The 26,425-nt window shown below is 71.8% G+C and carries 25 protein-coding genes; 14 read left to right on the forward strand and 11 right to left on the reverse strand.

Annotated features, from left to right (window positions below; translation table 11 throughout):
- Nucleotide 1 precedes the first annotated feature (1 nt).
- From HNR13_RS08250 to HNR13_RS08265, 4 genes are all read left to right on the forward strand, one after another.
- Nucleotides 2-880 (forward strand): sulfurtransferase, encoded by an 879-nt coding sequence (locus tag HNR13_RS08250; RefSeq protein WP_382313666.1) that lies wholly within the window; start codon nucleotides 2-4, stop codon nucleotides 878-880.
- Nucleotides 881-931: 51 nt separating this feature from the next.
- Complete coding sequence (locus HNR13_RS08255; protein WP_179605302.1) at nucleotides 932-1,954, forward strand: PLP-dependent cysteine synthase family protein; 1,023 nt, start codon at nucleotides 932-934, stop codon at nucleotides 1,952-1,954.
- Between the two features lie 74 nt (nucleotides 1,955-2,028).
- Nucleotides 2,029-3,330: an NtaA/DmoA family FMN-dependent monooxygenase gene (locus HNR13_RS08260; protein ID WP_179605303.1), complete on the forward strand. Its 1,302-nt coding sequence runs from the start codon at nucleotides 2,029-2,031 to the stop codon at nucleotides 3,328-3,330.
- A 2-nt stretch (nucleotides 3,331-3,332) separates the two neighbouring features.
- On the forward strand, nucleotides 3,333-4,796 hold the full coding sequence (locus HNR13_RS08265; RefSeq protein ID WP_179605304.1) for an aromatic amino acid lyase: 1,464 nt from the start codon (nucleotides 3,333-3,335) through the stop codon (nucleotides 4,794-4,796).
- A 166-nt stretch (nucleotides 4,797-4,962) separates the two neighbouring features.
- On the opposite strand, the gene HNR13_RS08270 is transcribed toward HNR13_RS08265, so the two are convergent.
- Entirely contained in the window at nucleotides 4,963-5,472 is a 510-nt protein-coding gene (locus HNR13_RS08270; RefSeq protein WP_343063500.1) for a GNAT family N-acetyltransferase, read from the reverse strand.
- A 218-nt stretch (nucleotides 5,473-5,690) separates the two neighbouring features.
- Between HNR13_RS08270 and HNR13_RS08275 the strand changes: the two genes are divergently transcribed.
- From HNR13_RS08275 to HNR13_RS08290, 4 genes are all read left to right on the forward strand, one after another.
- Nucleotides 5,691-6,593, forward strand: a complete 903-nt coding sequence (locus tag HNR13_RS08275) for an ABC transporter substrate-binding protein (protein WP_179605305.1) — start codon at nucleotides 5,691-5,693, stop codon at nucleotides 6,591-6,593.
- Nucleotides 6,594-6,595: 2 nt separating this feature from the next.
- Nucleotides 6,596-7,582, forward strand: coding sequence for an amino acid ABC transporter permease (locus HNR13_RS08280; protein ID WP_179605306.1), 987 nt, complete (start codon nucleotides 6,596-6,598; stop codon nucleotides 7,580-7,582).
- A complete protein-coding gene (locus HNR13_RS08285; RefSeq protein ID WP_281369279.1) occupies nucleotides 7,579-8,382 on the forward strand; it encodes an amino acid ABC transporter ATP-binding protein in 804 nt (267 codons plus the stop codon). The genes HNR13_RS08280 and HNR13_RS08285 overlap by 4 nt, the downstream gene beginning before the upstream one ends.
- 62 nt (nucleotides 8,383-8,444) lie before the next feature.
- A complete protein-coding gene (locus HNR13_RS08290) occupies nucleotides 8,445-9,236 on the forward strand; it encodes an SDR family oxidoreductase (protein WP_179605307.1) in 792 nt (263 codons plus the stop codon).
- An 88-nt stretch (nucleotides 9,237-9,324) separates the two neighbouring features.
- On the opposite strand, the gene hrpA is transcribed toward HNR13_RS08290, so the two are convergent.
- Nucleotides 9,325-13,209 carry an ATP-dependent RNA helicase HrpA gene (gene hrpA / locus HNR13_RS08295; protein ID WP_179605308.1) on the reverse strand — a complete coding sequence of 1,295 codons (3,885 nt, stop codon included), beginning with the start codon at nucleotides 13,207-13,209 and terminating at the stop codon, nucleotides 9,325-9,327.
- Nucleotides 13,210-13,285: 76 nt separating this feature from the next.
- Here hrpA and HNR13_RS21550 point away from each other — a divergent pair, with 76 nt between their 5' ends.
- The 3 genes from HNR13_RS21550 to HNR13_RS08310 all read left to right on the forward strand — a co-directional run bounded on the left by HNR13_RS21550 (nucleotide 13,286) and on the right by HNR13_RS08310 (nucleotide 15,868).
- Nucleotides 13,286-13,900: a hypothetical protein gene (locus HNR13_RS21550; protein ID WP_179605309.1), complete on the forward strand. Its 615-nt coding sequence runs from the start codon at nucleotides 13,286-13,288 to the stop codon at nucleotides 13,898-13,900.
- Nucleotides 13,901-13,905: 5 nt separating this feature from the next.
- Nucleotides 13,906-14,196, forward strand: coding sequence for a transcriptional regulator (locus HNR13_RS21555; RefSeq protein ID WP_179609267.1), 291 nt, complete (start codon nucleotides 13,906-13,908; stop codon nucleotides 14,194-14,196).
- A gap of 103 nt (nucleotides 14,197-14,299) precedes the next feature.
- Nucleotides 14,300-15,868 carry a long-chain-fatty-acid--CoA ligase gene (locus HNR13_RS08310; protein ID WP_179605310.1) on the forward strand — a complete coding sequence of 523 codons (1,569 nt, stop codon included), beginning with the start codon at nucleotides 14,300-14,302 and terminating at the stop codon, nucleotides 15,866-15,868.
- Between the two features lie 13 nt (nucleotides 15,869-15,881).
- Here HNR13_RS08310 and HNR13_RS08315 read toward each other — a convergent pair whose 3' ends face one another.
- From HNR13_RS08315 to HNR13_RS08325, 3 genes are all read right to left on the reverse strand, one after another.
- Nucleotides 15,882-16,292, reverse strand: coding sequence for a hypothetical protein (locus HNR13_RS08315; RefSeq protein WP_179605311.1), 411 nt, complete (start codon nucleotides 16,290-16,292; stop codon nucleotides 15,882-15,884).
- A 64-nt stretch (nucleotides 16,293-16,356) separates the two neighbouring features.
- Entirely contained in the window at nucleotides 16,357-17,232 is an 876-nt protein-coding gene (locus HNR13_RS08320; protein WP_179605312.1) for a DUF3800 domain-containing protein, read from the reverse strand.
- Nucleotides 17,233-17,468: 236 nt separating this feature from the next.
- Nucleotides 17,469-18,302: an aldo/keto reductase gene (locus HNR13_RS08325; protein ID WP_179605313.1), complete on the reverse strand. Its 834-nt coding sequence runs from the start codon at nucleotides 18,300-18,302 to the stop codon at nucleotides 17,469-17,471.
- A gap of 63 nt (nucleotides 18,303-18,365) precedes the next feature.
- On the opposite strand from HNR13_RS08325, the gene HNR13_RS08330 reads away from it, so the two are divergent.
- Nucleotides 18,366-20,285: a thioredoxin domain-containing protein gene (locus HNR13_RS08330; protein WP_179605314.1), complete on the forward strand. Its 1,920-nt coding sequence runs from the start codon at nucleotides 18,366-18,368 to the stop codon at nucleotides 20,283-20,285.
- Nucleotides 20,286-20,330: 45 nt separating this feature from the next.
- Here HNR13_RS08330 and HNR13_RS08335 read toward each other — a convergent pair whose 3' ends face one another.
- The 4 genes from HNR13_RS08335 to HNR13_RS08350 all read right to left on the reverse strand — a co-directional run bounded on the left by HNR13_RS08335 (nucleotide 20,331) and on the right by HNR13_RS08350 (nucleotide 22,695).
- On the reverse strand, nucleotides 20,331-20,945 hold the full coding sequence (locus tag HNR13_RS08335) for a dihydrofolate reductase family protein (RefSeq protein ID WP_179605315.1): 615 nt from the start codon (nucleotides 20,943-20,945) through the stop codon (nucleotides 20,331-20,333).
- A gap of 13 nt (nucleotides 20,946-20,958) precedes the next feature.
- Nucleotides 20,959-21,291: a hypothetical protein gene (locus HNR13_RS08340; protein ID WP_343063501.1), complete on the reverse strand. Its 333-nt coding sequence runs from the start codon at nucleotides 21,289-21,291 to the stop codon at nucleotides 20,959-20,961.
- Between the two features lie 165 nt (nucleotides 21,292-21,456).
- Nucleotides 21,457-22,347, reverse strand: a complete 891-nt coding sequence (locus HNR13_RS08345; RefSeq protein WP_179605317.1) for an aminodeoxychorismate lyase — start codon at nucleotides 22,345-22,347, stop codon at nucleotides 21,457-21,459.
- Between the two features lie 54 nt (nucleotides 22,348-22,401).
- On the reverse strand, nucleotides 22,402-22,695 hold the full coding sequence (locus tag HNR13_RS08350; protein ID WP_343063502.1) for an acylphosphatase: 294 nt from the start codon (nucleotides 22,693-22,695) through the stop codon (nucleotides 22,402-22,404).
- Between the two features lie 32 nt (nucleotides 22,696-22,727).
- On the opposite strand from HNR13_RS08350, the gene HNR13_RS08355 reads away from it, so the two are divergent.
- A complete protein-coding gene (locus HNR13_RS08355) occupies nucleotides 22,728-24,236 on the forward strand; it encodes a DUF7059 domain-containing protein (protein WP_343063503.1) in 1,509 nt (502 codons plus the stop codon).
- A 159-nt stretch (nucleotides 24,237-24,395) separates the two neighbouring features.
- Here the strand turns inward: HNR13_RS08355 and HNR13_RS08360 are convergent, their stop codons facing one another.
- Nucleotides 24,396-24,884, reverse strand: a complete 489-nt coding sequence (locus HNR13_RS08360) for a metallophosphoesterase family protein (protein ID WP_218881490.1) — start codon at nucleotides 24,882-24,884, stop codon at nucleotides 24,396-24,398.
- A gap of 60 nt (nucleotides 24,885-24,944) precedes the next feature.
- On the opposite strand from HNR13_RS08360, the gene HNR13_RS08365 reads away from it, so the two are divergent.
- Complete coding sequence (locus tag HNR13_RS08365) at nucleotides 24,945-25,976, forward strand: aldo/keto reductase (protein ID WP_179605321.1); 1,032 nt, start codon at nucleotides 24,945-24,947, stop codon at nucleotides 25,974-25,976.
- 5 nt (nucleotides 25,977-25,981) lie between these two features.
- Here HNR13_RS08365 and HNR13_RS08370 read toward each other — a convergent pair whose 3' ends face one another.
- Nucleotides 25,982-26,395 carry a hypothetical protein gene (locus HNR13_RS08370; protein ID WP_179605322.1) on the reverse strand — a complete coding sequence of 138 codons (414 nt, stop codon included), beginning with the start codon at nucleotides 26,393-26,395 and terminating at the stop codon, nucleotides 25,982-25,984.
- Nucleotides 26,396-26,425: the final 30 nt, after the last annotated feature.

Genomic DNA, 26,425 nt, shown 5'->3' on the forward strand with positions numbered 1-26,425 from the left:
CATGACGATGCGGAACTCTCCGCTGATCACGGCCGCCGCGCTGGACGCCGCTTCCGGGACCGAGTCCCTGTGGAGCGGCGCCGGCCGGCGGCGGTCGACGTTGCGGGTGCTCGACGTGCGCTGGAAGCTCGGCGGTCCTCCCGGGGCCGAGGAGTTCGCGAAGGGCCACATTCCGGGCGCGGTATACGTCGACCTCGACACCGAGCTGGCCGGGCACGGCGCGCCGACGGACGGCCGGCATCCGCTGCCCGACATCGACGCCTTCCAGGCGTCCGCGCGTCGCTGGGGCCTGAACGACGGGGACAGCGTGGTCGTCTACGACGACGTCTCCGGCACCTCCGCGGCCCGGCTCTGGTGGCTGCTGCGATACGCCGGCTTCGAGGACGTGCGCGTGCTCGACGGCGGCCTGGCCGCGTGGGTCGCGTTCGGCGGCGGTCTCGACACGACGAGCTCCGTCCCTGTTCCCGGGACGGTCGAGCTCGCCTACGGCTCTCTTCCGACGCTCGACGCGGACGCCGCGGCGGCCATCGCGGCGAACGGCGTCCTGCTCGACGCCCGCGCGGCCGAGCGGTTCCGCGGCGAGGTCGAGCCGGTCGATCCGCGCGCCGGCCACATCCCCGGCGCCGTGAGCGCGCCGACCGCCGACACGATCGGGCCCGACGGCCGGATGCTCAGCCCGGACCGGCTCGCCGAACGCTTCGCCGAGCTCGGCGTCACCGCGGGCACTCCGGCGGGCGTGTACTGCGGCTCGGGTGTGACCGCCGCCCACCTCGCGCTCGCGATGGAGGCCGCCGGACTGCCGGTGCCGGCGCTCTACCCCGGCTCGTTCTCCGCGTGGTCGAACGATCCCGAGCGACCGGTCGCCGTCGGTGCGCTGTAACACGTCGACACAGCCCGTGCGCATCCTGGCGCACGCGTCTATCGTTCCTGCATGACCGCGCTCGATCTCATCCCCGCCTCCGCCCACGGGAATCTCCCGCTGGGCGAGGTGTGCGACTCGGCGGCGGCGCTGATCGGCAACACCCCCATCGTCGAGCTGCACGCCCTCCCGTCCGGACTCGACGTCCGGGTCCTGGTGAAACTGGAGGGGCGCAACCCCGGCGGCTCATCGAAGGACCGCATCGCCCTCAACATGATCCGCACCGCGGAGGCGGCCGGCGCGCTCGCCCCGGGTGGCACCATCGTGGAGGCCACCAGCGGCAACACCGGGATCGGCCTCGCCCTGATCGGCCGGCTCACCGGCCACCCGGTGGTCATCGTCCACGCCGCCGACATCTCCGAGGAGAAGCGCAAGGTCCTCGCCGCCTACGGAGCGCGCCTCGTCGAGGCCGACTGGGAGGCCGGCCCCGACGACCCCGCGAACCCGCGTGCCATCGCCGACCGGATCGCTGCGGAGACGCCCGGTTCCTGGCGTCCCGCCCAGTTCGCGAACACCGCGAACCCCGAGGCGCACTACCGCGGCACCGGCCCCGAGATCTGGCGGCAGACCGCCGGCCGGGTGACGCACTTCGTCGCCGCGATCGGCACCGGCGGAACCGTGAGCGGCACCGGAAGATACCTTAAGGAGGTCAGTGGCGGCGCCGTCGAGGTGCACGGCGCCAACCCGGCCGGATCGACCTACGACGGCGGAGCGGCCGGACGCATCCTGGTCGACGGCGTCGGCACGGCGTGGCCGCGCGAGTTCTGGCCGCAGACCTTCGACCCGGAGGTGGTGGACGAGGTGCACACGGTCGAGGATGGTGTGGTCTACCGCACCCTCCGCCGGCTCGCCGCCGAGGAGGCGCTGCTGCTCGGACCGTCGTCGGCGCTGGCCGTCGCGACGGCACTGCGCGTGGCGCGGGAGGCGCGGCCCGGGTCGGTCATCGTCGCGATCGCCCCGGACGGCGGAACGAACTACCTGACCAAGGCCTACGACGCCGACTGGCTGACCGCGGCCGGCGTCGGCGTCGACTGACGCGGCGCCCCGGCGACGACACGACACCGTACCACACCACGGCCGCCCGTCCGGCCACTGACAGCAGGGAACGCATGGCACTCCTCCACTTCGGCTGGTTCCTCGGCGCCGGGTTCGGCGTCCAAGGCTGGGGCGACCCGACCTACGGCGTCGGCTACGACTGGAAGCAGCCGCCGATCTACCAGGACGCCGCGCGGGCCTTCGAGGGCGCCGGCTTCGACCTCTTCATCATCGAGGACGGCGTCGCCGTGCCGGACACCTACGGCGGCTCGGCCGAGGTGAACCTCGCCGCGGCCCGCTTCGTCCCGAAGCACGACCCGCTGCCGCTCGTGCCCTACCTGCTCGGCGCGACCAGCCGGCTCGGCGTCGTGCCGACGCTCAGCGCGAGCTTCTACGAGCCCTTCACCGCCGCGCGCCTGCTCAGCACGCTGCAGCACTTCGCGGGAGGCCGGCTCGGCTTCAACGTGGTGACCAGCGGCTCCGACCTCGCCGCGCAGAACTACGGCCTCGACAAGCAGGTGGAGCACGACCTCCGCTACGACCGCGCCGACGAGTGGGTGGAGGTCGTCCGCAAGCTCTGGCGCAGCTGGGAGCCCGACGCGATCGTGGAGGACGTCGCGGGCGGCGTCTTCGCCGACTACCGCAAGGTGCACACCATCGACCACGAGGGCCGGTTCTTCCGCGTCCGCGGGCCGCTCAACACCGCGCCGGCGGCCGAGGATCCGGTCATGGTGCAGGCGGGCGCCTCCGGTCGCGGCCGCGACTTCGCCGGGAAGAACTCCGACGTGGTGCTGGCGCTGGCCTCCACCCCCGAGCGGATGCGCGAGTACCGCGACAGCATCCGCGAGGTCGCGGTGCAGCACGGCCGCCCGGCGGACGCCGTGAAGGTGCTGTTCGTCGTGCAGCCGATCCTGACCGCGAACGCGGAGGAGACAGCGAGCGTGCGCGCGGCGCGTGCGGAGCTGACCCAGGCCGCGATCGACGAGCAGCTCCAGTCGATCAGCTACCTGACCGGGGTCGACTTCAAGACCTTCGACCTCGACGCCCCGCTGCCGGAGATCACCACCAACAGCAACCGCGGGACGCTCGACAACTTCGTCTCCTCCGCGCCCGCGGGCTCCACGCTGCGCGAGATCCTGCAGACCCGCGCGAAGAAGGACGGCCTGGCCATCATCGGCACCGCCGACGAGGTGGCCGACCACCTGGGCGAGCTGGGGGAGGCCGTCGGCGGCGACGGCTTCCTGTTCACCGGCCAGGTGCACCCCGCCAACGTGCACCGCACCCTCGACCCGCTCGTCCCCGCGCTGCGCCGGCGCGGGCTGCTGCGCACCGAGCTCGGCGACGGCGGCCTGCGGCAGAACCTGGCCGACTTCTGAGGATGGGCACCGTCCGGCTCGGAGTGCAGCCGCCCACCGTCTCCGACATCGTCGCGATCGCCGACGGCGCCCCGGTCGAGCTCGACGCGGACGCCCGGGCGACGGTCGCGGCCTCCCGGGCGGTCGTCGACCGCGCGATCGCGTCGGGGGAACCGGTCTACGGGCTCAACCGCCGCCTCGGCGCCGGGCGCGACGACGCGGTGGCGGACGACGAGCTGGCCGCCTTCCAGCGCCGCACCATCGCGAACCACCGCGGCGGCATCGGCGAACCGCTCACCGAACGTGAGGCGCGCGCCGTGGTCGCCGCCCGCCTCGCCGGCTTCACGCGCGGGGGAGCGGGCGTGCGGCCCGAACTGGCCGACGCGTACGCGGCGCTGCTGAACGCGGGCGTGACGCCGCGCATCCCGTCGCGCGGCTCCGTGGGAGCGGCCGACCTGACCGCGCTGGCCGAGGTCGCCGCGGTCGTCACGGGCGCCGGGACGGTCCTGCGCGACGGCGGCCCGGTGCCGGCCGCGGAGGCGCTGGAGGCCGCGGGCCTCGCGCCGATCGAGCTCGCACCGCACGAGGCGCTCGCCGCCCTGAGCGCCAACGCGCTGAGCGTGGGCGTCGGTTCGCTCGCGGCCGTCAGCGCTCGGCAGCTCGCGGAGGCGGCCGACCTGGTCGTCGCGCTGTCGCTGGAGGCCGTCGGCGCCCACGGACCCGCGGGCAACCTCAGCCCCTACACGGAGGCGGTGGCGGAGGCGCGCGGCGGCGACGGGCAGCGCGCGTCCGCGCGCGCCATCCGCGCGGCCCTGGCCGGGAGCGCCCTGGAGTCGCCGGACCGCACCGTGAGCGTCCAGGATCCGCTCGCCTTCCGCACGGCGCCGCAGCTCCACGGGGCGCTGCGGGAGGCCGTCGCCCGGCTCCGCACCGAACTGGAGGTGGAGCTCGCCGCGCGCTCGGAGAACCCGGTGGTCGACATCCCCAGCGGCCGCCTCGTCTCCGGCGGCAACTTCCAGGCCCTCCCGCTGGCACTCGCCCTCGAGAACCTGCGTCTCGCCCTCGCGCACGTCGCGGAGGCCTCCGAGCGGCGCAGCGCCGCCCTCTCGCTCGCGCTCGCGCCGGCCCGCCGCGAGGGCCGCACGCGCGTCCCCGGCCTCCTGCTCTACGCCGCGGCCGACGCCGTCGCCGAGGTGCGCCAGCTCGCCGCGCCGGCGACGCTCGGCAGCTCGACGCTCTCCGGCGTCGAGGACCACGCGACCTACGCGCCGCTGGCGCTCCGGCTCCTGCAGCGGTCGCTCGCGCTCACCGCTGATGTGCTGGCGATCGAGGCGCTGCACGCCGCCGACCTGCTCGGCGTGCTCGACACAGCGCCGACCGGCGCGGGCACGCGATCCCTCGCCGAGGCGCTCGCCGCCGCGCTCGCCGCTGACGCGGCTCCCGCCGCCGCCCTCGTCGCGGAGACCACCCACCTCCTCCTCGGCTGACGCCGCCGACATTCGTGACGAATGTCGCGAATACGGTCGCCATTCCCCACATTCGTCACGAATCGCGCGCCGCGCGATTCCTTACATTCGTGCCGAATGTCGCGAATGGCCCCGCGATTCCCCACATTCGTCACGAATCGCGCTACCGCGGGCGAGGGGTGGCTCCCTACAGGTCCTTGCGGAAGCCGAGGTAGGAGACCCGCTCCCAGTCGTCGTCGAGGTCGAACAGCGGCGAGTAACCGAGCGAGAGGTACAGCGCTACCGCCTCCGGCTGCCGCGCTCCCGTGGTGAGCACGATCGTGCGCACGCCGCGGCGCGCCGCCTCCGCCTCGAGCTCGCCCATCACCCGACGGGCGAGGCCCTGGCGGCGGTAGCCGGAGTGCGTCCAGACCCGCTTGACCTCGACCGTGGAGTCGTCCTCCCGCATGAACGCGCCGCCCGCCACCGGGGTGCCGTCCTCGTCGATGAGGAGCAGGAAGGTGCCGCCCTCCTCCGCCGTGAACCGCTCGGCCGGATACCGCGACAGCTCCGCCGACGACGGGATGCCGTCGTTGAGGCCGTAGCGCTCGTCGTACTCGCGCGACAGCTCCTCGACCAGCGGCGCGGCGCGCGGATCGTCCGGGCGGGTGACGAGCACCCGGGCCGTCGCGGCGAGACCGGATTGCGGTTGGATCACGACCCGACCCTAGCGCGGCACGGCGCGGCGCGCGCATTCGACGTCACGGGAGGTCGCAGACAACGGAATCCGCGCAAAGAAACACGAAATCTCTCGGAAACTTGCAGGAAAAGTAGCGTTTCGCGCGCGATTTAGTATGCGTATAAGGCCTCGGGCCTGGGGTATCCTCCCCTTACCCCTCCTGCAACCCTGCACCAGGAAGAAGGACAACTACCATCATGCGCATCCGTTCCGTGGCCCCTGTGGCCGCCCTCGCCGCCGTGGCCGCGCTCGCGCTGTCCGGTTGTGTCGACAACTCCACCCCCTCGTCGAGCGGCTCAGCGTCGAGCGCCGCGTTCGACGTGAAGAAGGACGACACTCTCGCGAACAGCCTCCCGTCGAAGATCAAGTCGGCGGGCGTTCTGACCGTCGGCATGGACGACACGTACCCGCCCAACGAGTACAAGGACGACAACGGCAACCCGGTCGGCTGGGAGGTCGACTTCACCAACGCGATCGGCGCCAAGCTCGGCGTCAAGATCAACTACGCGATCGCCAAGTTCGACAACATCATCCCGAGCATCACCGGCGGCAAGGACGACTTCGGGATGTCCTCGTTCACAGACACGGTCGAGCGCGAGAAGCAGGTCGACTTCGTCAACTACTACAACGCCGGCATCCTGTGGGCGTCCGCCAAGGGCAAGAACGTCGACCCCGACAACGCCTGCGGTCTGAAGGTCGCCGTCCAGTCGACCACTTACGAGGACACCGACGAGGTCCCCGCCAAGTCGAAGGCCTGCACCGACAAGGGCAAGCCGGCCATCCAGGCGCTCCGCTACGACAACCAGGACGACGCCACCAACGCGGTCATCCTCGGCAAGGCCGACGCCCTCAGCGCCGACTCGCCCGTCACCCTCTACGCAGTGTCCAAGTCCAGCGGCAAGCTCCAGGCCGCGGGCAAGACCTTCGACATCGCGCCCTACGGCATCCCGGTCGCCAAGAACTCCGACCTGACCCCGGTGCTGCAGAAGACCATCCAGGCGCTGATCGACGACGGCACCTACAAGAAGATCCTCGACAAGTGGGGCGTCGCCGACGGCGGCGTCACCAAGGCCGACCTCAACGCAGCCGCGAAGGGCTGACCATGTCCCAGGGCAATCCGGCCGGTCCGGCGACGGGGGCAGCCCCGTCGCCGGCCGGCGCCCCGCCGTCCGAGCCGATCAAGGCGATCAAGCTCCGCCACCCGTGGCGGATCGTGTTCGCGGTCGTGCTCGTCCTGCTGTTCGTCTGGTTCGTCATCGACGCCTCGCAGCGCTCCGCCTACGGCTGGCAGTACGTGGGCAAGTACGTCTTCGACAAGCGCATCAGTGCGGCTGCGCTCGTGACCCTCCAGCTGACGATCTACTCCATGGTCATCGGCGTCATCCTGGGCCTCGTGCTGGCGGTGATGCGGCTCTCGCCGAATCCCGTCGTCAAGTCCGTCGCCTGGCTGTACCTCTGGATCTTCCGCGGAACGCCCGTCTACGTGCAGCTCGTGTTCTGGGGCCTGTTCTCGCTGATCTACCCGCACGTCTTCCTCGGCGTGCCGTGGACGAACCTCGGCGTGAGCGTCGACCTCGGCTTCATGCAGAACGCGTTCATCATCGCGATCGTCGGCCTGGCGCTCAACGAGGCCGCGTACATGGCCGAGATCGTGCGCGCCGGTCTGCTCTCGGTCGACAGCGGCCAGGAGGAGGCCGCGACAGCCCTCGGCATGTCGTGGTGGCAGACGATGACCCGTATCGTCATCCCGCAGGCCATGCGCGTGATCATCCCGCCGACCGGCAACGAGGTCATCTCGATGCTGAAGACCACCTCGCTGGTCGCGGCGATCCCGCTCACCACCGACCTCTACGGGGTCGCGCGCGACATCTCCGCGGTCACGTACACGCCGATCCCGCTGCTGATCGTCGCGTCGCTCTGGTACCTGCTGTTCACCTCGATCCTGATGGTGGGCCAGTACTTCCTGGAGAAGCGGTTCTCGCGCGGCGTCAACATGCGCAGGCCGGACAACAAGGAGCCGGCGCTCGCCACCGGCGCCCTGCCCGCCGCGGGCGCGCCCGACGGCAACGATCTGGGAGGCAAGGGATGACCGACACCACCGCACGCGAGTCGGCCGCACGGGCCGGCGTGACGCCGATGGTCCTGGCCGAGGGCGTCTCCAAGAGCTTCGGCTCCAACGAGGTGCTCAAGTCCATCTCGCTGTCCGTCCGCCCGGGCGAGGTGCTCTGCATCATCGGCCCGTCGGGATCGGGCAAGTCCACCTTCCTGCGCTGCATCAACCACCTGGAGCGCGTGGACGCCGGCCGGCTGTCGGTCGACGGCCAGGTGGTCGGCTACCGCCAGCACGGCGACAAGCTCTACGAGCTGAAGCCCAAGGAGGCCTCCCGGCAGCGGCGCGAGATCGGCATGGTGTTCCAGCGCTTCAACCTGTTCCCGCACATGACGGCCCTCGAGAACATCATCGAGGCGCCGATCCGGGTCAAGGGCCTGCCGAAGGCGCGCGCTGTGGAGCGGGCGAACGAGCTGCTGGTCCGGGTCGGCCTCGCCGACAAGGGCGACCACTACCCGTCGCAGCTCTCCGGTGGCCAGCAGCAGCGCGTGGCGATCGCCCGCGCGCTCGCGATGGACCCGAAGCTGATGCTCTTCGACGAGCCCACCTCGGCGCTCGACCCCGAGCTGGTCGGCGAGGTGCTCGACGTGATGAAGGGCCTGGCGGCCTCCGGCATGACGATGGTCGTCGTCACCCACGAGATGGGCTTCGCCCGCGAGGTCGCGGACGAGCTGGTCTTCATGGACGGCGGCGTCGTGGTGGAGTCCGGCGACCCGCGCGAGGTGCTCGCCAACCCGCAGCACCAGCGCACCCAGGCCTTCCTGTCGAAGGTGCTGTAGCCCCGGGACCGGTTCCGGGAGCTCGCGGAGCGGGCGTCGTCGCTGTCTGACAGAATCGTCGGATGGACAACGACGCCCGCTCTTCCCGTCCGGTGGTCTTCGTCACCGGCGCCTCGCGTCCGAACTCGATCGGGGCGGCGATCGCGCGGAACCTGGCCTCGATCGGCTGGGATGTCGCGTTCGCCTTCTGGGACGACTACGACGCCGCGATGCCGTGGGGCGCCAGTGAGCGCGGCCACGATGCGTTCGCCGACGAGCTGCGCGCCTTCGGCGGCCGCGCACTCCCGGTGGCGGTCGACCTGTCCCACCCCGAGGCGCCGGCCCGCGCCCTCGATCGCGTCCGCGCCGGTCTCGGTCCGGTCCGGGCGCTGGTCGCGAGCCACGCGCACAGCGTCGACAGCGGCATCCTGGACACGACCGTCGACGCGTTCGACGCGCACTTCGCCGTGAACACCCGCGGCACCTGGCTGCTGATCAAGGCGTTCGCCGAGCAGTTCGTCCAGCCGTCCGAGCCCGACGCGGCCACCGGCCGGATCGTCGCGCTGACCAGCGACCACACGGCGCACAACCTCCCGTACGGTGCCAGCAAGGGCGCGCTCGACCGCATCGTCATCGCGGCCGCGGTGGAGCTGGCGCACCTCGGCATCACCGCGAACCTGATCAACCCCGGCCCGATCGACACCGGCTGGATGACGCCCGACCTGGCGGAGGCGCTGGCCGCCGAGACGGCCCTCGGCCGCCTGGGGAGACCGCAGGACACCGCCGACCTCGTCGCGTTCCTGCTCTCCCCGTCCGGCGGCTGGATCAACGGCCAGCTCCTCCACTCCAACGGCGGCTTCCACCTCCCCGTCTGACCACTGCCAGACCGCCGAGTACGCTGAAAATCAGGAATGTGACCGGTCACAACCTGATTTTCTGCGTACTCGACGGTTGCGGGCGGTGTCAGGGAGACCCGAGGACTTTGCGGATGCGTTGGAGGGAGACGGTCTCGGCGGTGCCGAGGGACTGGGCGAAGAGGGAGACGCGGAACTCCTCCAGCATCCAGCGGGCGTGCACGAGGTTCTCGGGGGAGTGCGGGGCGGGCGGGATGCGGCCGCCGGCCTCCGTGTAGAGCGCGGTCGCGGTCTCGACCTGGGTCTGCCAGGCGCGGTCGCGGCCGGGGTTGGTCGGGAGCGCCTGCATGCGCTGGGTGATCCCGTTCAGGTAGCGGGGGAGGTGCTTCAGCTGCTCCAGCCCGGTCGCCGACACGAAGCCGGGCCCAGCGCTCTTGTCGGCCCAGACAAGGCCGCCGAGCTGCGTCTTCGCGTCGTTGAGCGCCGACAGGTACGTCAGTGACGTCGTCCCGCCGATCGCCTTCTCGGCCGCCCGCGCCGCGGTGAGGATGCGGGTGACGAGCGCGACCGTCTCGAACATCGAGTCCATCACGACGCCGGACACCCGGTCCCGGACCGCCTCGAACTCGGCCCGCATGAAGAGCTGGCCGTCCGGCTTCATCCGGTACAGCACCGAGTCGATCACCGCGAGCAGGCAGTCGTCGAAGAGCGCCTTGGTGTTCGGGTAGGGGCTCGCGGCGAGCGTCAGCTTCTCGTTCGCCGTCAGGTGCTGCTGCACGTACGCGACCGGCGACGGGATGCTCGCCAGCAGCAGCCTCCGGACGCCGCCCGGCAGCGCCCGCGCCTGCTCGGCCGGCGTCGACATCAACCGGATGCTGACGCTCGCACCGTCGTCGACCAGTGCGGGGTAGGCGCGGATGGTGTTGACCGTGCCGCCCGGACCCTTCTGCGTGGTGTCGAGGTGGCGGGGCAGCTCGTCCAGATCCCAGCTGGTGAGGCCCGAACGCTCGATCGCGTCCGGCTGGCGCGCCTCCGCGACGCGCGCGACGGAGTCGCGGGCGCGCGAACGCAGCCGCTCCTGCAGCGCCATCAGGTCCTTGCCTCTCGCGAGCGGGCGGCCGCGCTCGCCGATCACCTGGAAGGTCGGGCGCAGGTGGGCGGGCAGCCGCTCCAGATCGAAGTCCGCGCCCGTCACCCGCGAGCCGGTCTGCCGCGAGATGGTCGCGGCGAGCGTGTCGGCGAGGGAGGCCGCGGGGCGGCGGCCGTCGTGCGCGTCCATCCCGGCCGCGGAGGAGAGCTCGCCGAGCAGCCGTTTCGCCCAGTCGGCGGCGGGCACGACCTGACGGCGGATGGCCTTCGGCAGCGACTTGATCATGGCCGTCACGAGGTCCTGGCGCAGGCCCGGCACCTGCCAGTCGAAGCCGTCCGGCACGAGCCCGGCCAGCAGCGGCAGCGGCACCTGCACGGTGACGCCGTCGTCCTCCGCGCCCGGCTCGAAGCGGTAGCGGAGGGTGAGCCGCTGGTCGCCCTGCCGCCAGACCGGCGGGAAGGCCTCCTCGTCGATCCCGGCCGCGTCGTCCTCGAGCAGCGCCTCCGGGGTCATGGTCAGCAGGTCGGGCGTCTCGTTCCTGGCCTTCTTCCACCAGCCCTCGAACGACCGGGTGGAGACCACGTCGGCGGGGATGCGCGCGTCGTAGAACTCGAAGACGGCCTCGTCGTCGTTGAGGATGTCGCGCCGGCGGGTGCGCTCCTCCAGCTCGCGCAGCTCGGCGAGGAGCTTCCGGTTGGCCCGGTCGAACGCCTGCCGGGAGTCCCACTCGCCGTCCACGAGCGCGTGCCGGATGAACAGCTCCCGCGACAGCTGGGGGTCGATCCGGGCGAACTGCACGCGGCGGCGGGGGATGATCGGGACGCCGAACAGCGTGACCCGCTCGTAAGCCACGACCGCGCCCTGGTTCTTCTCCCAGTGCGGCTCGCTGTACTGCCGCTTGCAGAGGTCGCCGGCGATCGGCTCGGCCCACGCCGGGTCGATGGCCGCGTTCATCCGTGCGAACAGCCGGGAGGTCTCCACAAGCTCCGCGGACATGATCGCGTTCGGCTGCTTCTTGGCGAGCGCCGAACCGGGGAAGATCACGAACCGGGTCTGCCGCGCGCCGAGGTACTCGGACATCCGTTGGCCGCGCGCCGATCCTTTGTTGCCGGACTCGCGCGCATCCTTGAGCCCGATGTGCGACAGCAGCCCGGCCAGCAGCGACCGGTGGATGCCGTCCGGGTTCACCGAGGGTTCGCCGATGGTCAGCTCCAGCGGCCGGGCGAGCTGACGCAGCTGCCGGTACACGTCCTGCCACTCGCGCACGCGCAGGAAGTTGAGGTACTCGGCCTTGCACAGCCTCCGGAACGCGCTGGAGGACAGCTCGCGCTGCTGCTCCTCCAGGTAGTTCCAGAGGTTGAGCAGGGTGAGGAAGTCGCTGGTCGGGTCGACGAACCGGGCGTGCTTCTCGTCGGCGCTGCCGCGCTTCTCCACCGGCCGCTCGCGCACGTCCTGGATGGTGAGGCCGGCGACGATCGCCATGACCTCCCGCGAGGTGTTGTGCCGCTTGGACTCCACGACCATGCGGGCGAACCGCGGGTCGATGGGCAGCCGGGCGAGCTGGCGGCCGATCCGGGTCAACTCGATGCCGCCGGAGCGCGTGGACGCCTTCGTCGCCCCCAGCTCCGCCAGCAGGTCCAGCCCGTCCTTGATGCCGCGCGAGTCCGGCGGGGTCAGGAACGGGAACGCGGCGATGTCGCCCAGCCCGAGCGAGATCATCTGCAGGATGACGGCAGCGAGGTTGGTGCGCAGGATCTCCGGCTCGGTGAACTCCGGCCGCTTCTCGAAGTCCTCCTGCGAGTACAGCCGGATCGCGATGCCGTCGCTGGTGCGGCCCGACCGGCCGGAGCGCTGGTTGGCGCTCGCCTGCGAGATCGCCTCGATCGGGAGCCGCTGCACCTTGGCGCGGGTCGAGTAGCGGCTGATGCGGGCGGTTCCGGCGTCCACGACGTACTTGATGCCCGGCACGGTGAGGCTGGTCTCGGCGACGTTGGTGGCGAGCACGACCCGCCGCCGGACGCCGGGCATCGTGGACGGCTGGAAGACCCGGTGCTGCTCGGCGGAGGACAACCGGCCGTACAGCGGCAGCACCTCGGTGCCCGGCAGGTTGCGCCCGCGGATCGCGTCGGCGGCGTCGCGGATTTCGTTCTCGCCGGAGAGGAAGACGAGAACGTCGCCGGGCGCCTCGCGGGAAAGTTCGTCGAGCGCGTCGTTGATGCCCTGCAGATAGTCCCGGTCGGCGGCAGGCACCGGATCCGGGTCGTCCTCGTCGTCCTCCAGCGCCTCGGCGACGAGCGGCCGGTAGCGCAGCTCGACCGGGTAGGTGCGGCCGGAGACCTCCACGATCGGCGCCGGCGTGCCGTCCGCCGCGGCGAAGTGCGCGGCGAAGCTCTCCGGGTCGATGGTGGCGGAGGTGATGATCACCTTGAGGTCGGGGCGCTTCGGCAGCAGTTCGCGCAGGTAGCCGAGCAGGAAGTCGATGTTGAGGCTGCGCTCGTGCGCCTCGTCGATGATGATCGTGTCGTAGGCGCGCAGCAGCCGGTCGCGGTGGATCTCGTTGAGCAGGATGCCGTCGGTCATCAGCTTGATGCGCGTTGCGGCCGACACCCGGTCGGTGAAGCGCACCTGGTAGCCGACCAGCTCGCCGACGCTCTGGCCCAGCTCCTCCGCGATCCGCTCGGCGATCGTGCGCGCTGCGAGTCGCCGCGGCTGCGTGTGGCCGATGCTCTCCCGGCCGAGCTCGAGGCAGATCTTCGGCAGCTGCGTCGTCTTGCCCGAGCCGGTCTCGCCGGCGACGATCACGACCTGGTTGTCGCGGATGGCGCGCGCGAGGTCGTCCCGCTTCTGGCTGACGGGCAGCTCGGGCGGGAAGACGATGCGGGGGAGGGTGACCGGTGCGGACATGAGCCCTCCAGTCTATCCGTTCTGGTCGTCTCAAAGCTCTTGTGCACGCAGACTACTTTGTGTTACAAAGTAACTCATGAATGAGAACCTGTCCGGAGACGCCAGGGAGATGCTCGACCTCATCGATGGTCAGCAGCGCCGCGTCGACCGTGGACTCCGCATCCCCGTCGTCTGGCTGTACACCGTGTGGGCGGTCGCCTGGCTGGTCGGCTTCCTCGCCCTGTACTTCGCGCAACTCGGCGTGTTCGATCCGGTCGCCGCCGGCATCGTGTTCGCCGTGCTCATCGTCGGATCGATCGTCGCCTCGGCCGTGATCGGCTCCCGGATCGGCCGCGGCGTGCGCGGCGACTCGCAGTTCGCCGGCACCGTCTACGGACTCTCCTGGTCGGTGTGCTCCGTCGCGTTCGCGCTGCTGGGCATCGGCCTGATCGCCGAGGGGATGCCGGGCGACCTCGCCGGCATCTACTTTCCGAGCGCCTACGCACTCATGTGCGGGACGCTCTATCTCGCGGGAGCCGCGGTCTGGCACGACCGCCTGCAGCTCGTCCTCGGCCTCGCGCTCCTGGTGGTCGGCGCCGTCGCGCCGTTCCTGGGGCTCGGCCCGAACCTCCTGCTCATGGCCGTCGCGGGCGGCGTGGTCTTCGGAGCAGGCGCCCTCGTCACGCTCCGCACGCTGAGCCCGCGGCGGTGACCGGCGTGGACGAGCTCGACCCGGTCATCCACGCCGCCGCCCGCCTCAAGATCACCGCGACCCTGGCGACCGTCGCGGAGGGCGGCAGCATGTCGTTCCCGCGCCTCCAGGAGCTGCTCGACCTCACCGCGGGCAACCTCGCCACGCACCTGCGCAAGCTGGAGGACGCCGGGTACGTCGAGGTCGAGAAGTCGCACCGCGGGCGTGTCCCCGTCACCTATCTCGCCCTCACCACGACGGGGCGCCGGGCGTTCGAGGACTACACGGCGGCGCTGCGGTCGATCCTGGGGGCGTGACGGAGGCCACCCGCGCAAACGGGGCATTGTGGCAGCCCGCGGCGTGACGTAGGTTTCCCTCAACCCGACCGGGTCACGTCACCGTCGACGAAGGAGCCCCGCCATGCCTCACGGCTACGCCACCATGTCCGTCGCCAGCATCCTGGCCGAGACCGCGCACCGGATGCCCGACAACGTGGCGTTGATCTTCAACGGCCAGGAGATCGCCTACCGCGACCTCTGGGATCAGACCCGCCGCTATGCGGGCGCGCTGCGCGACCTCGGGGTCGGGCCGGGGGACCGGGTTGCCCTGATGATCCCGAACGTGCCCGACTTCCCACGGGCCTACTACGCGGTGCTCGCCCTCGGCGCTGTCGTGGTCCCCATCCACGCCCTGCTCAAGGCGACGGAGATCGAGTACGTCCTGCGCGACTCCGGGTCGAAGCTGCTGATCTGCGCCGCGCCGTTGCTCGGCGAGGGCGCGAAAGGCGCGGCGCTGGCCGGCATCGACACGCTCTCGGTGCTGGTGCCCGACGACATGGTGGAGCAGCTCCCGTTCCCGCGCCTGGAGGATGCCGCGGCCGGCGCCGAGCCGATCGACAGCTACGTGCCGCGCGACCCGGTGGACACCGCGACCATCCTCTACACGAGCGGCACGACCGGCAAGCCGAAGGGCGCGGAGGGCTGCCACTTCGCTCTGGTCGAGCAGGTGAACGTCCTGCTCTCCGGCACCTTCGACTTCCTGCCGACCGACCGCGTGCTCGGCTGCCTCCCGCTCTTCCACACCTTCGGCCAGACCTGCGTGATGAACATGGGGTTCCGCGCCGGCGCGGCCATCGTGCTGGTGCCGAAGTTCGACGGGGCGACCGCGCTCCAACTGCTCAACGCGCACGCCTGCACCATCATGACCGGCGTGCCGACCATGTACATCGCGCTGCTGGAGGCGGCCAAGACGAATCCGGAGCGGCCGCCGCTGAGGTACGGACTGAGCGGCGGCGCCGCGATCCCGGTGGCGGTGATCGAACGGATGAAGGAGGTCTACGGCATCGACATCCACGAGGGCTACGGCCTGACCGAGACCTCGCCGGTCGCCTCCTTCAACCACCGCGGCAAGCCGACCAGAGTCGGCACCGTCGGCCAGCCGATCTGGGGCGTCGACGTGGAGATCGCCGACCCGGAGGTGGACCACGCCATCCATTTACTGCCGCGCGGCGAGCTCGGCGAGATCGTCATCCGCGGCCACAACCTGATGAAGGGCTACCTCAACCTCCCCGAGGCGAACGCGGAGGCGGTCGTGGACGGCTGGTTCCGCACCGGCGACCTCGGCACCAAGAGCGACGACGACTACATCACGATCGTGGACCGCAAGAAGGACATGATCGTCCGCAACGGCTACAACGTGTACCCGCGCGAGGTGGAGGAGGCGCTCTCGACGCATCCGGCCGTCGCGCTGGTGGCCGTCTTCGGCGTCGCGCACGAGACGCACGGCCAGGAGATCATGGCGGCGGTCACGCTGATGCCGGGCTCCGAGGCGACAGGGGAGGAGCTGGTCGCCTTCGCGCAGGAGCGCGTGGCGGCCTACAAGTTCCCGCGCCGGGTGGAGATCCTGGAGGTGCTCCCGCTCGGCCCCAGCGGCAAGGTCCTCAAGCGCGAGCTGGTCGCCCGCTACGAGGCGCAGACACCGGTGGGGTGAGCAGCCGCCCGGGTCAGGGCGCCGTGTCGAGGGTGCGGAGCCGGTACGAGGAGTTGAGGTAGTACGCGGCCAGCAGCGCGTAGCTGATGCACGCGACCGCGGGCACGAACGAGTTCTCCGGCTTGCTGGCGAGCGCGCCGACGCAGGAGATGAACGCCAGGATCGCGAGGATCCCGCCGAGCCAGAAGCCGGCGGCCGGGCGGCCGGTCGCCCGCCACCAGGGCCGCGGGTCCTCGCGGTTCTCGCCCGCGCCGCGGAACGTGCGGGTGCCGACGATGACGTACGCGATGTTGAGGATGGCGACGACCAGCACGTCCAGCGACGCGTTGACGACCCGGTCGATGACGAAGAAGTTGAGCGCCAGGATCAGTCCGAAGGCGCCGACGATGTAGATCACCTTCCCCGTGATCGTCGTGATTCTCACGGTGCGAGCCTAGCGGCGATGCGGCGGGCGCGGAGTCGGTTCAGCGGGAGGATCGGGCCCCCGATCACCCGACGGCGTCCCTGACCCGGTGAGTGAGGCGAGGGGATCGCACGACTCGTTCGCTTGTCGAGGGTCGATTCGCCCATTTGCGAGCATGAGCCAGCCCGACATCCTTCACGCGGTCGCGGGTGGTCGGCACCCAGATCTGCGACTGGGACGTCGACCGGTTCACTACCAACTGGGCGATGACATTCGGGGCCCAGGAGAACTCCGCGGATGGCGTGAAATGGAAATGCACGGCCCGGGTGAGCGCCGCGCAGATCCAGTCAGCGAACTGTACAGCGCCGTAGCGGTGGCTCTCCAGCTGCATCGGGACCTCGAGGACGCGTTTCATGTGCGGTGCGGATGACGAGTAGATGAACTGCGCCATAGCGGTGATCGCTTCCTCGCGCGGCAGGGGGCCACCTTCATCGAGCAGCACAAGCAGGTCCTCGTCGCGTGCGTCGGCGTACTCGCAGAGGCGGCGAACGGCTTCCGTCAGCGCCTTTCTGGTCGTTACGGCGGCGGTCTGACCGGATTCCGCAGGGCTGCCGACCGGCTTCACCTCGCCGGAGAAGAAGATCCTGCCGCCCCGACGGACGAGGTAGTCCGCGAGGTCGTCGATGAGGTCGACTCGTTGCGGATATCGGACATGGCTTCCGGTCGTGAATATCTCGGAGCCCTTCTTCTCCCACCGCCTAGGGTGCTTTCCGGATTCGTGGATCTCCGCTCGAAACTCCCGTTCCTTCGAGCGTTCGAACTTCGCCCCGAAGGCCCGCACCGACGTAGAGGGCACGACGATACCGGCGTAACCGAATATCGGATTGTGAAAGAACTTCTTGTGTTGCGGTGAGACGTAGGGACCGACATGGCCGAATTCGTCCAGATACGCGATGAGCAAGCGGACCCCCCTCAGTCGCTAGATATCTCAGACCCCGGATACGCAGAAGGCCGCCCGAGGCGGCCTTCTGTAGGTGGCGCGTGGTCCGCTGTGGAACTGCTACCGACAACAAGAATAGACATATCAGTCCGAGCAGGGCAAGAGGCCCGGCGAGATATCCTGCTGAAATAACGAACGGGCGCGGAGGACTTCGCCTCCGCGCCCGATCCCTGAGCCCCGCCGCCGCGGCGCTCGGGTCAGTTGACCTCGTCCGGGTGCGCGCTCACGCGGCCCTCGCGCTCCATGGCCGTGATGGCGGCGACCTCGGAGTCCGTCAGCTCGAAGTCGAAGACGTCGAAGTTCTCGGCCATCCGCTCGCGGCGGTTGGACTTGGGGAAGACGATGTTGCCAGTCTGCAGGTGCCAGCGGATGACGACCTGCGCCGGGGTCTTGCCGTGCGCTGCCGCCGGGGCGGTGACCTCCGGGGCCTCGAACAGTGGGTACTTGCCCTGCCCGAGCGGGCCCCAGGCCTCGATGTGGATGCCGTGCTCGCGGGCGAACGCGGTCACCTCCGGCTGCTGGTGCGCCGGGTGCAGCTCGATCTGGTTGACGGCGGGCACGATCTCCGTGTTGGCAAGCAGCTTCTCCAGGTGCGGGACCAGGAAGTTGGACACGCCGATCGCCTTGGCGCGGCCGGTCGCGTAGATCTTCTCCAGCGAGCGCCACGCCTCGACGTAGGTGTCCTTCTGCGGCGTCGGCCAGTGGATGAGGTAGAGGTCCACGTAGTCGAGGCCGAGCTTGGCGAGCGACTCGTCGAACGCGGCCTCGGCGTCGGTCTGGCGGTCGTTCCAGAGCTTCGTCGTGACGAACAGCTCGTCGCGCGGGATGCCGGAGGAGGCGATCGCGGCGCCCACGCCCTCCTCGTTGCCGTAGATGGCGGCGGTGTCGATGTGGCGGTAGCCGACCTCGAGCGCGTCGGTGACGATGCGCGTCGTCTCGGCCGGGTCGACCTTGAAGACGCCGAAGCCGAGCTGCGGGATGGTGGTGCCGTTGTTCAGGGTGAGGAGCGGAGTATTTGCGTGTGCAACCATATCGTCCACGATAGCAAGCCCCGCGCGAGCCCGCGCGGCGCCCGCTGGTCGTAGGGTGAGCGCATGACGAACCGGCTGGCTGGCGCGATCAGCCCGTACCTGCGCGCGCACGCCGAGAACCCGGTCGACTGGTACCCGTGGGGACCGGAGGCCTTCGCCGAGGCGCGGCGCCGCGACGTGCCGGTGATCGTCTCCATCGGCTACGCGACCTGCCACTGGTGCCATGTGATGGCCAGGGAGAGCTTCAGCGACCCCGCCGTCGCCGCCCTCATGAACGAGCGGTTCGTCGCGATCAAGGTCGACCGCGAGGAGCACCCGGAGGTCGACTCCGCCTACCTGTCCGCCGCGAGCGCGTTCACCGACGGGCTCGGCTGGCCGCTGACCGTCTTCGCCACGTCGGCGGGCCGCGCGTTCTACGCCGGCACCTACTTCCCTCCCGTGGCGATGGGAGGCCGCCCGTCGTTCACGCAGATCCTCGACGCCGTCGCCGACGCCTGGACGCAGCGGCGCGACGAGGTGGAGACCGACGCCGGCAAGGTGGGGGAGGCGCTCGCCGCGGCCGCCGCACGTGCCACGACCGTCTCCGAGCTGCCGGACGGCCGCAGTCTCGACGCCGCGGCCGGAGTGCTGGCCGAGACCGAGGACCCGGAGTTCGGCGGGTTCGGCGACGCGCCCAAGTTCCCGGTCGCCCCTGTCCTCGGCTTCCTGCTCGAGCGTCCGGCGGGCCGGGAGCTCGCCCACCGGACGCTGCGGCGGATGGCCGACTCCCCGCTGCGCGATCCGGTCGACGGCGGCTTCTTCCGCTACGCGACCCGGCGCGACTGGAGCGACCCGCACTACGAGCGCATGCTGTACGACAACGCGCAGCTCCTCGGCGCGTACGCCACCGCCTGGGCGCAGACCGGCGAGGAGTGGGCGGAGCGCACCGCCGACGGCGTCGCCGCCTTCCTGCTCGGCGTGCTCCGCCGGCCGGGCGGCGGGTTCGCCTCCGCGCAGGACTCGGAGAGCGAGATCGACGGCGCCCGCGTCGAGGGCGGCTACTACCGGGCTCCCGCCGAGGAGCGCGCCCGGCTGCGGCCGCCGGCCATCGATGAGAAGGTGCTGACCGGCTGGAACGGCTTCGCGATCGGCGCGCTCGCCCGCGCGGGACGCATCCTCGACCGGCCGGCCTGGATCGCCGCGGCGGGCGAGGCGGCCCGCTCCGTCCTCGCCGCGCATCGCCGCGCCGACGGCACGCTCGGGCGCGCCTCGGTCGACGGGCGGGTGTCGGACGCCGCCGCCACGCTCGAGGATTACGGCGGGCTGGCGGGCGGCCTGCTGGAGCTGGCGCTGGCCACCGGTGACGCGGCGGTCGCGACCGAGGCCAGGGACCTCGTCGACCTGTGCCTGGAGGCCGCCGGAACCGGGCACGACACCGGAACCGGACACGACACCGGAACCGGACACGGCACCGGAGCGGGCGGGGACGACTGCCCGTTCGGCGTGCCGGGCGGCGGCGACCCGTTGCTCGCGGCGGCCGGCCTGGCGGTGCAGGTCGACCCGTCCGAGGGAGCGTACCCGTCCGGGCTCACCGCGACGGCCTCCGCCGCACACACCCTGTTCCTGATGACGGCGAGCCGACGCTACGAGCGCGCCGCCCGCGAGGCGATGCGGCTCATCGCCGGGCCGGCGGTGAGCGTCCCCAGCGCGTTCGGCGCCGCGCTGGCGCTGATGTCGCGGCTGGAGGGCGAAGCCCAGCAGCTCGTGGTGGTGCGCGATCCTGCCGCGGGCGTAGGCGCTGACGACCCCGAAGGCCTGATCTCTGCCGCCCGACGGCATCCCGCCGACCTGGTCGCCCTCGTGGACGCGCCGCAGGGCGAGGCCCTGGCCGCGGCGGGCTTCGAGCTCTTCGCCGCCCGCGGAACCCGCGACGGCCTGCCGACCGCCTACCTCTGCCGCGACTTCGTCTGCCGGCGCCCCGTCACATCGCCCGCGGGGCTCTGACCGGCGTCGCCGGCGCGGCACTTGAGGTCAGCGCAGCACCTGCGCTCAGCGGAGCACCCGGTAGGTCAGGTGCGCGACCTCCGGCGTGACCCGCGACCGCAGCAGCTCCAGCCGGAGCGACGGCACGCGGTCGAACACGCGCTCGCCGGCCCCGAGGGTGAGCGGCGCCACGTGCAGCCGCAGCTCGTCCACGATGCCCGCCCAGAGCGCCTGGTTCAGCGTCTCCGCTCCGCCCGCGATCGCGACATCCGCGTCCCCGGCGGCGGCGCGGGCCCGGTCGGTGGCCGCGTGGATGCCGTCGGTCACGAACTCGAAGCGCGTGCCGCCCGCCATCGTGAGCGGCTCCCTCTCGTAGTGGGTGAGCACGAAGACCGGCGCGTGGTACGGCGGGTCGTCTCCCCACCAGCCGCGCCAGTCGCCGAACCGGTCGCCCTCGGCCGGCCAGTCGCCGCGCACCGGGCCGAACATGTTGCGGCCCATCACGTAGGCGCCGGCGGCCGTGATCGCGGCGATCTCCTCCGCGTGCGCGTCGGCGTACTCGAACATCCAGGTGTGCAGCCGTTCGACCCCGTGCTCGCCCAGCGGGTGCTCCAGGGACTGATTGGGCCCGGCGGCGAACCCGTCGAGCGAGACGGCGATATCGGCGGTGACGATCCCCATGCCGCCTGGTTTACTACGCGCGCTCGACCTTGTCGAGCATCCCCCAGACGGCCTCGCTCAGTTCGGGGTGCTCCAGGGCGATCCGGCGCAGCACGCCGAACTCGAAGCGCGTGTAGGTGTCGCGGCCCGCGGCGGGGTGGTGCGCCCTGGACTGCTCCTCGGCGAGGTCGAACTCCTCGATCGCGCCGGCGCGCAGCGAGATGACCACCTGCTCGTCGACGCTGGGCAGGTCCGGGATGAAGTGCCAGGGGTCCTCGCCCGCGCGGCAGCGGTGCTCGATGATGGCGGAGAGCTCGTCGCGCGCCTGCTGGCGCAGCACTTCGATGCTCCTCGGGACCTGGTCCACGTCGCCCTCCTTCACTGCGCCTCTGTTCCCCATAGCGGCGGTCCCGGCGTCGTCGCCGGTACGGTGCGTACAGCCTAGGGGGCGAAGGCGTGCACCGCGAATCGGGGTGTAACGAGGAGTCCACGCCCGGGTGAACAGTGCGTGGCGGGGGAGATCGGGCCGTGCTCAGTGCGTGCGCGAGAGCAGGTACTCGTTCAGCTCGGCCGTCAGCGCGGCGTCCACCGGGTACTCGCGGCCGTCGAGGTGCGTGATCGGAGCGGCCTGCCGGACGCTGGAGACCAGCCAAAGCGCGTCGGCGGCCTCCAGCTCCTCGGCGGTGATGTGGCGGTACTCCGTTGCGTAGCCGCGCGCCTCGAAGAACGCGAAGACGGCGGCCTGCGTCGTGCCGGCGAGGATGCCCTGGTCCGTCTGCGGCGTGCGGACGACGCCGTCGGCGAGCACGATGACGTTGGAGGTGGGCCCCTCCAGCGCGTAGCCGTCGGAGCTGATGAAGATCACGTCGTCGGCGCCGCGCCGGGCGGCCTCCCGCTGGGCCGCGCGGTTGACGGCGTAGGAGAGGCTCTTCGCACCCGCCAGCAGCCACGGCGAGGTCTCGGCCACGTCGTGCCGCAGGCCGCGATCGAGGGCGACCACGGAGATCCCGAGGCGCTGCTGCGTGAAGTCCTCGCCCTCGTCCACGAAGATCCAGCCGCTGGGATACCCGGCGCCCTCCACCCCGCGGGTGTAGATCAGCTTGGCGAACAGCTCGCCGCCGTCGCCGTTGCGCGACCGGTAGTCGGCGATGCCGGCGAGGACGGCCTCGTGCCAGACGTGCTCCGCGGGGACGGGGAGGTCGAGGAGCTCGGCGGAGTGCGCGAGCCGCATGAGGTGCGGGCCGAGCGCCTGCGGGTGGCCGTCGATCACGGCGATGGTCTCGAACACGCCGTCGCCGCGCGTGATGCCGAGGTCGGTGATGCGCACCTGCGCGGCGTCGAAGTCGGCGAGGGCGAAGCCCGGGTCGCCGTCGGCGGGCTCTCCGGTGGGCACGGTGATGGTCAGCAGCGTCGCGCGGGTCATGTGCCCATTGTGCCCTGGGAGCGCCGGAGGCGGCAGTGCCGGCGGGGCGGGCCGCTAGTCGGTCTGGCGGATGCGGAAGGCGTCGTCGCCGTCAGGGGTCGCGTCGGAGACCCGCACGTCGTCCACCGCGCTGCCGGGAGGACCGGCACGCAGCCAGTCGATCATCCGGTCCACGCTGGCCGGGTCGCCCTCCACCTCGACCTCCACGCTGCCGTCCGAACGGTTGCGCGCCCAGCCGGCCACGCCGAGGCGGCGCGCCTCCTCGCGGGCGCTCCAGCGGTAGCCGACGCCCTGCACCATCCCGGTCACGACCGCGCGTCGGCGGATCGTCGTCTGTTCCTGGCTCACGGCGCCCATTGTGCTCCTGATTGAATTGTCCCGTGACCTCCACCGCCGCACTCCGCTCCGACCTCTCCGCCGCCGGGTTCACCGTCGACGGGCTGACCGCGCTGTGGGGTGAGGAGGCGGCGAACGCGCTGCACCGCGGGCAGCGCGTCCCGGCCGAGCGGGCGCTCGCCCGGAGCGGCGCCGGCCCGCTGGCGACGCTCGCCGCGCTGTTCGTGCTCGGCCGGCCGGTGGAGCGCGATGCGGCGATCGCCGCCCTCCCCGCCCTCGGGCTCGACGGCGCGCGGGAGCTCGGGCTGATCCGCGTGGACGCGGGCGCCGTCGCACCGGCTGTCGACCTCCGCCCCTACGCTTTCGTCGACGGGCTCGGCCCCGCCGAGTGGTGGATCGTCTCCGACCTCGGCGAGCTGGCGCTGGGCGGCCCGCTGCCGGAGGACCACGTGCTGGGCGTCGGCGGCGCCTCCATGACCTTGAGCGGCCTCATGCTCCAGCGGCCGGTCGGCTCGGCGCTCGACCTCGGGACCGGCTGCGGCATCCAGGCGCTGCACGCCTCCCGGCACGCCGAGCGGGTCGTCGCGACCGACATCTCCGAGCGGGCGCTGCGCCTCGCCGCGCTGAACGCCGAGCTGAACGGGGTGGAGGGCGTCGAGTTCCGGCTCGGGAGCATGTTCGGGCCGGTCGCCGGGGAGACCTTCGACCACATCGTCTCCAACCCGCCGTTCGTCATCACGCCGCGCACCGAGGGCGTTCCGGCCTACGAGTACCGCGACGGCGGGATGGTCGGCGACGGGCTGGTCGCGTCGTTCATCGCGGGCGCGGGCGCCCACCTGAACCCGGGCGGTGTCGCGCAGCTGCTCGGCAACTGGGAGTACCACGGGACGGCCGATGCGCTGGAGCGCGTCCGCGGCTGGGTGGACGACTCCACGGAGCCCCTCGACGCTTGGGTGATCGAGCGGGACACCGAGGACGCCGCCCAGTACGCCGAAACCTGGATCCGCGACGGCGGCACCCGGCCGGGGACGCCGCAGTTCGACGCGCTGCTCGGCGCCTGGCTGGACGACTTCGAGGCGCGCGGCGTGCGCGAGGTCGGGTTCGGCTACGTGCTGCTGCGACGAGCGGAGGGTGTGCCGACGCTGCGCCGCTTCGAGCGGCTGCACGGCGCGCTCGGTGCGAACCAGGCCGGGCTCGGCGTCCACCTCGGTGACTGCCTCGCGGCGCACGACGTACAGGCCGCGCTGGACGACGATGCGTTCGGCGCGCTGCGGCTCACCGTCGCGGGCGACGTGACCGAGGAGCGGCACCTCTGGCCCGGCGCGGAGTCGCCGAGCGCGATCCTGCTGCGCCAGGGCGGCGGCTTCGGGCGCGCGGTGGCGGCCGACACCGGGCTGGCGGCGCTGGTCGGAGCGAGCGACGGCGAGCTCAGCATCAGCGCGATCGTCGGCGCGCTCGCGCAGCTCCTGGAGGTGGACGAGGACGCCCTCCGCGCCGACCTCCTCCCCACCGTCCGCGCACTCGTCACCGACGGCCTCCTCCGCCTCCCCTGATCCGCGCCCCCTCACGCCCCCTCGCGCCACCGCTCGCCGCCCCGCCAGCACCAGCCGCGTACGCGAAAAGTCAGGCGAAAACCGTCGAGTACGCAGATAATTCGCGTACTCGACTGGTGCTGGCGCGCGGGAGACAGGTGCTGGCGCAGGAGACAGGTGCTAGCGCGGGGGGAGGGGGACGAGGCGGACGTCGGTGAGGCGGCCGTCCGCGACGGCGGCGGTCAGGTAGGTGCACGCCGGCTGGCGGCGCCGGTCCGTGGGAGAGCCGGGGTTCAGGAGGCGCAGCCCGCCCGGCGACACCGTGTCCCACGGGATGTGCGAGTGCCCGAACACGAGCACGTCCGTGTCGGGGAAGTCCCGGTCGCAGCGCTGCTCGCGTCCTGTCGCGGCGCCCGTCTCGTGGATCATCGCGAACCGCAAGCCGCCCAGCTCGAACCGCGCGACCTCCGGCAGCCGACGCCGCAGGCCCGGTGCGTCGTTGTTCCCCCACACCCCGATCAGCCGCCGGGAGCGCTCCTCCAACAGGTCGAGCGTCGCCTCGTCGACCCAGTCGCCCGCGTGCAGGACGACGTCGGCGGCCTCCACCTCGGCCAGCACCTGCGGGGGCAGCGCCTTCGCCCGCAGCGGGATGTGGGTGTCGGACAGCATCAGCAGCTTCACGTTGGCAAACGGTAGGCGATTCCGCCGGGCGAGGCTAGCGTCGGAGGTATGGACCTCAGGACCCTCGGAAACAGCGGCACCATCGTGTCCGCCTTCGCTCTCGGCACGATGACCTTCGGCGCGGAGGCCGACGAGCCGACCTCGCACGCCATCCTCGACCGGTACGTCGACGCCGGCGGCACCCTGATCGACACCGCCGACGTGTACAGCGCGGGGACGTCGGAGTCGATCATCGGGCGCTGGCTGGCCCGCAACCACGGCGCCCGCGACCGGCTGGTCGTCGCGACCAAGGCGCGCTTCCCGATGGGGGAGGGCTCCAACGACCTCGGCCTCTCGCGCACGCACCTGCGCAAGGCGCTGGATGACTCGCTGCGTCGGCTCGGCGTGGACCACATCGACCTCTACCAGATGCACGCCTGGGACTACATCACGCCGCTGGAGGAGACGCTGCGCTTCCTCGACGACGCCGTGTCCGCGGGCAAGATCGGCTACTACGGCTTCTCGAACTACCTCGGCTGGCAGCTCACCAAGGCGGTCGCCGTGGCGGACGCCTACGGCTTCGTGGCACCGGTGACGCTGCAGCCGCAGTACAGCCTGCTGGTCCGCGGCATCGAGCACGAGATCGTGCCGGCGGCGCTGGACTCCGGGATCGGCCTGCTGCCCTGGTCGCCGCTGGCCGGCGGCTGGCTGAGCGGCAAGTACCGCCGCGACGAGGCGCCGACCGGAGCCACCCGCCTCGGCGAGAACCCGAAGCGCGGGATGGAGGCCTTCGACGCCCGCAACGCCGACCCGCACACCTGGGACGTCATCGACGCGGTTCAGGCGGTCGCGGAGGAGACCGGCGCCAGCATGTCGCAGGTGGCGCTGGCCTGGCTGGTCGACCGGCCCGCCGTGTCCAGCGTGATCCTCGGCGCGCGGACGATCGAGCAGTTGGACGACAACCTGGCGGCGGCCGACCTTCAGCTGACCGACGAGCAGCGGAGCCGCTTGGACGAGGCGAGCACACCGCGCGCGGAGGTCTACCCGTACGGGCCGCAGGCGGTCGCGCAGCGGCACCGCAAGCGCGAAGGCGGCCGCTGACCCGCTCAGGAGCGGAGGGCGGCCGTCTCGGACACGAGAGCCACGGCCGCCCGCTCCACCGCCGCAGCCGGGAGGCTGAGGCCGAGGACGACGTCCGTGGAGCGGGGCAGCGAGGCGGCGGAAGACTGGGCGCCCCCGGTCTCCGGCTCCGCACCGTCCGGCGCCGTCCCGTCCACCGGCGTCATCCCGAGCACCGAGACCCGCAACTCCACCACCCCGCCCGGCACGCGGCGCCCGGCGAAGGAGAGCGCGGACGACGCTGAGGCCAGGGTCGTCCACTCGTCCGCCCCCAGCGTGAGGTCGCCCGGGAGCCCGGCCAGCCACGCGCCGAGTTCCGCGGCCTCGTCGAGGCTCAGCAGCGGCCCGGCCAGCCGCCATCGCCGGTCGCCGTCCACCGCGACGGCCTCCGCGGTGAGCATGTCGCCGTCTCGCGTGAGTGGACGGAGCGA

The sequence above is a fragment of the Leifsonia shinshuensis genome (assembly GCF_013410375.1).
Taxonomy (GTDB): domain Bacteria; phylum Actinomycetota; class Actinomycetes; order Actinomycetales; family Microbacteriaceae; genus Leifsonia; species Leifsonia shinshuensis.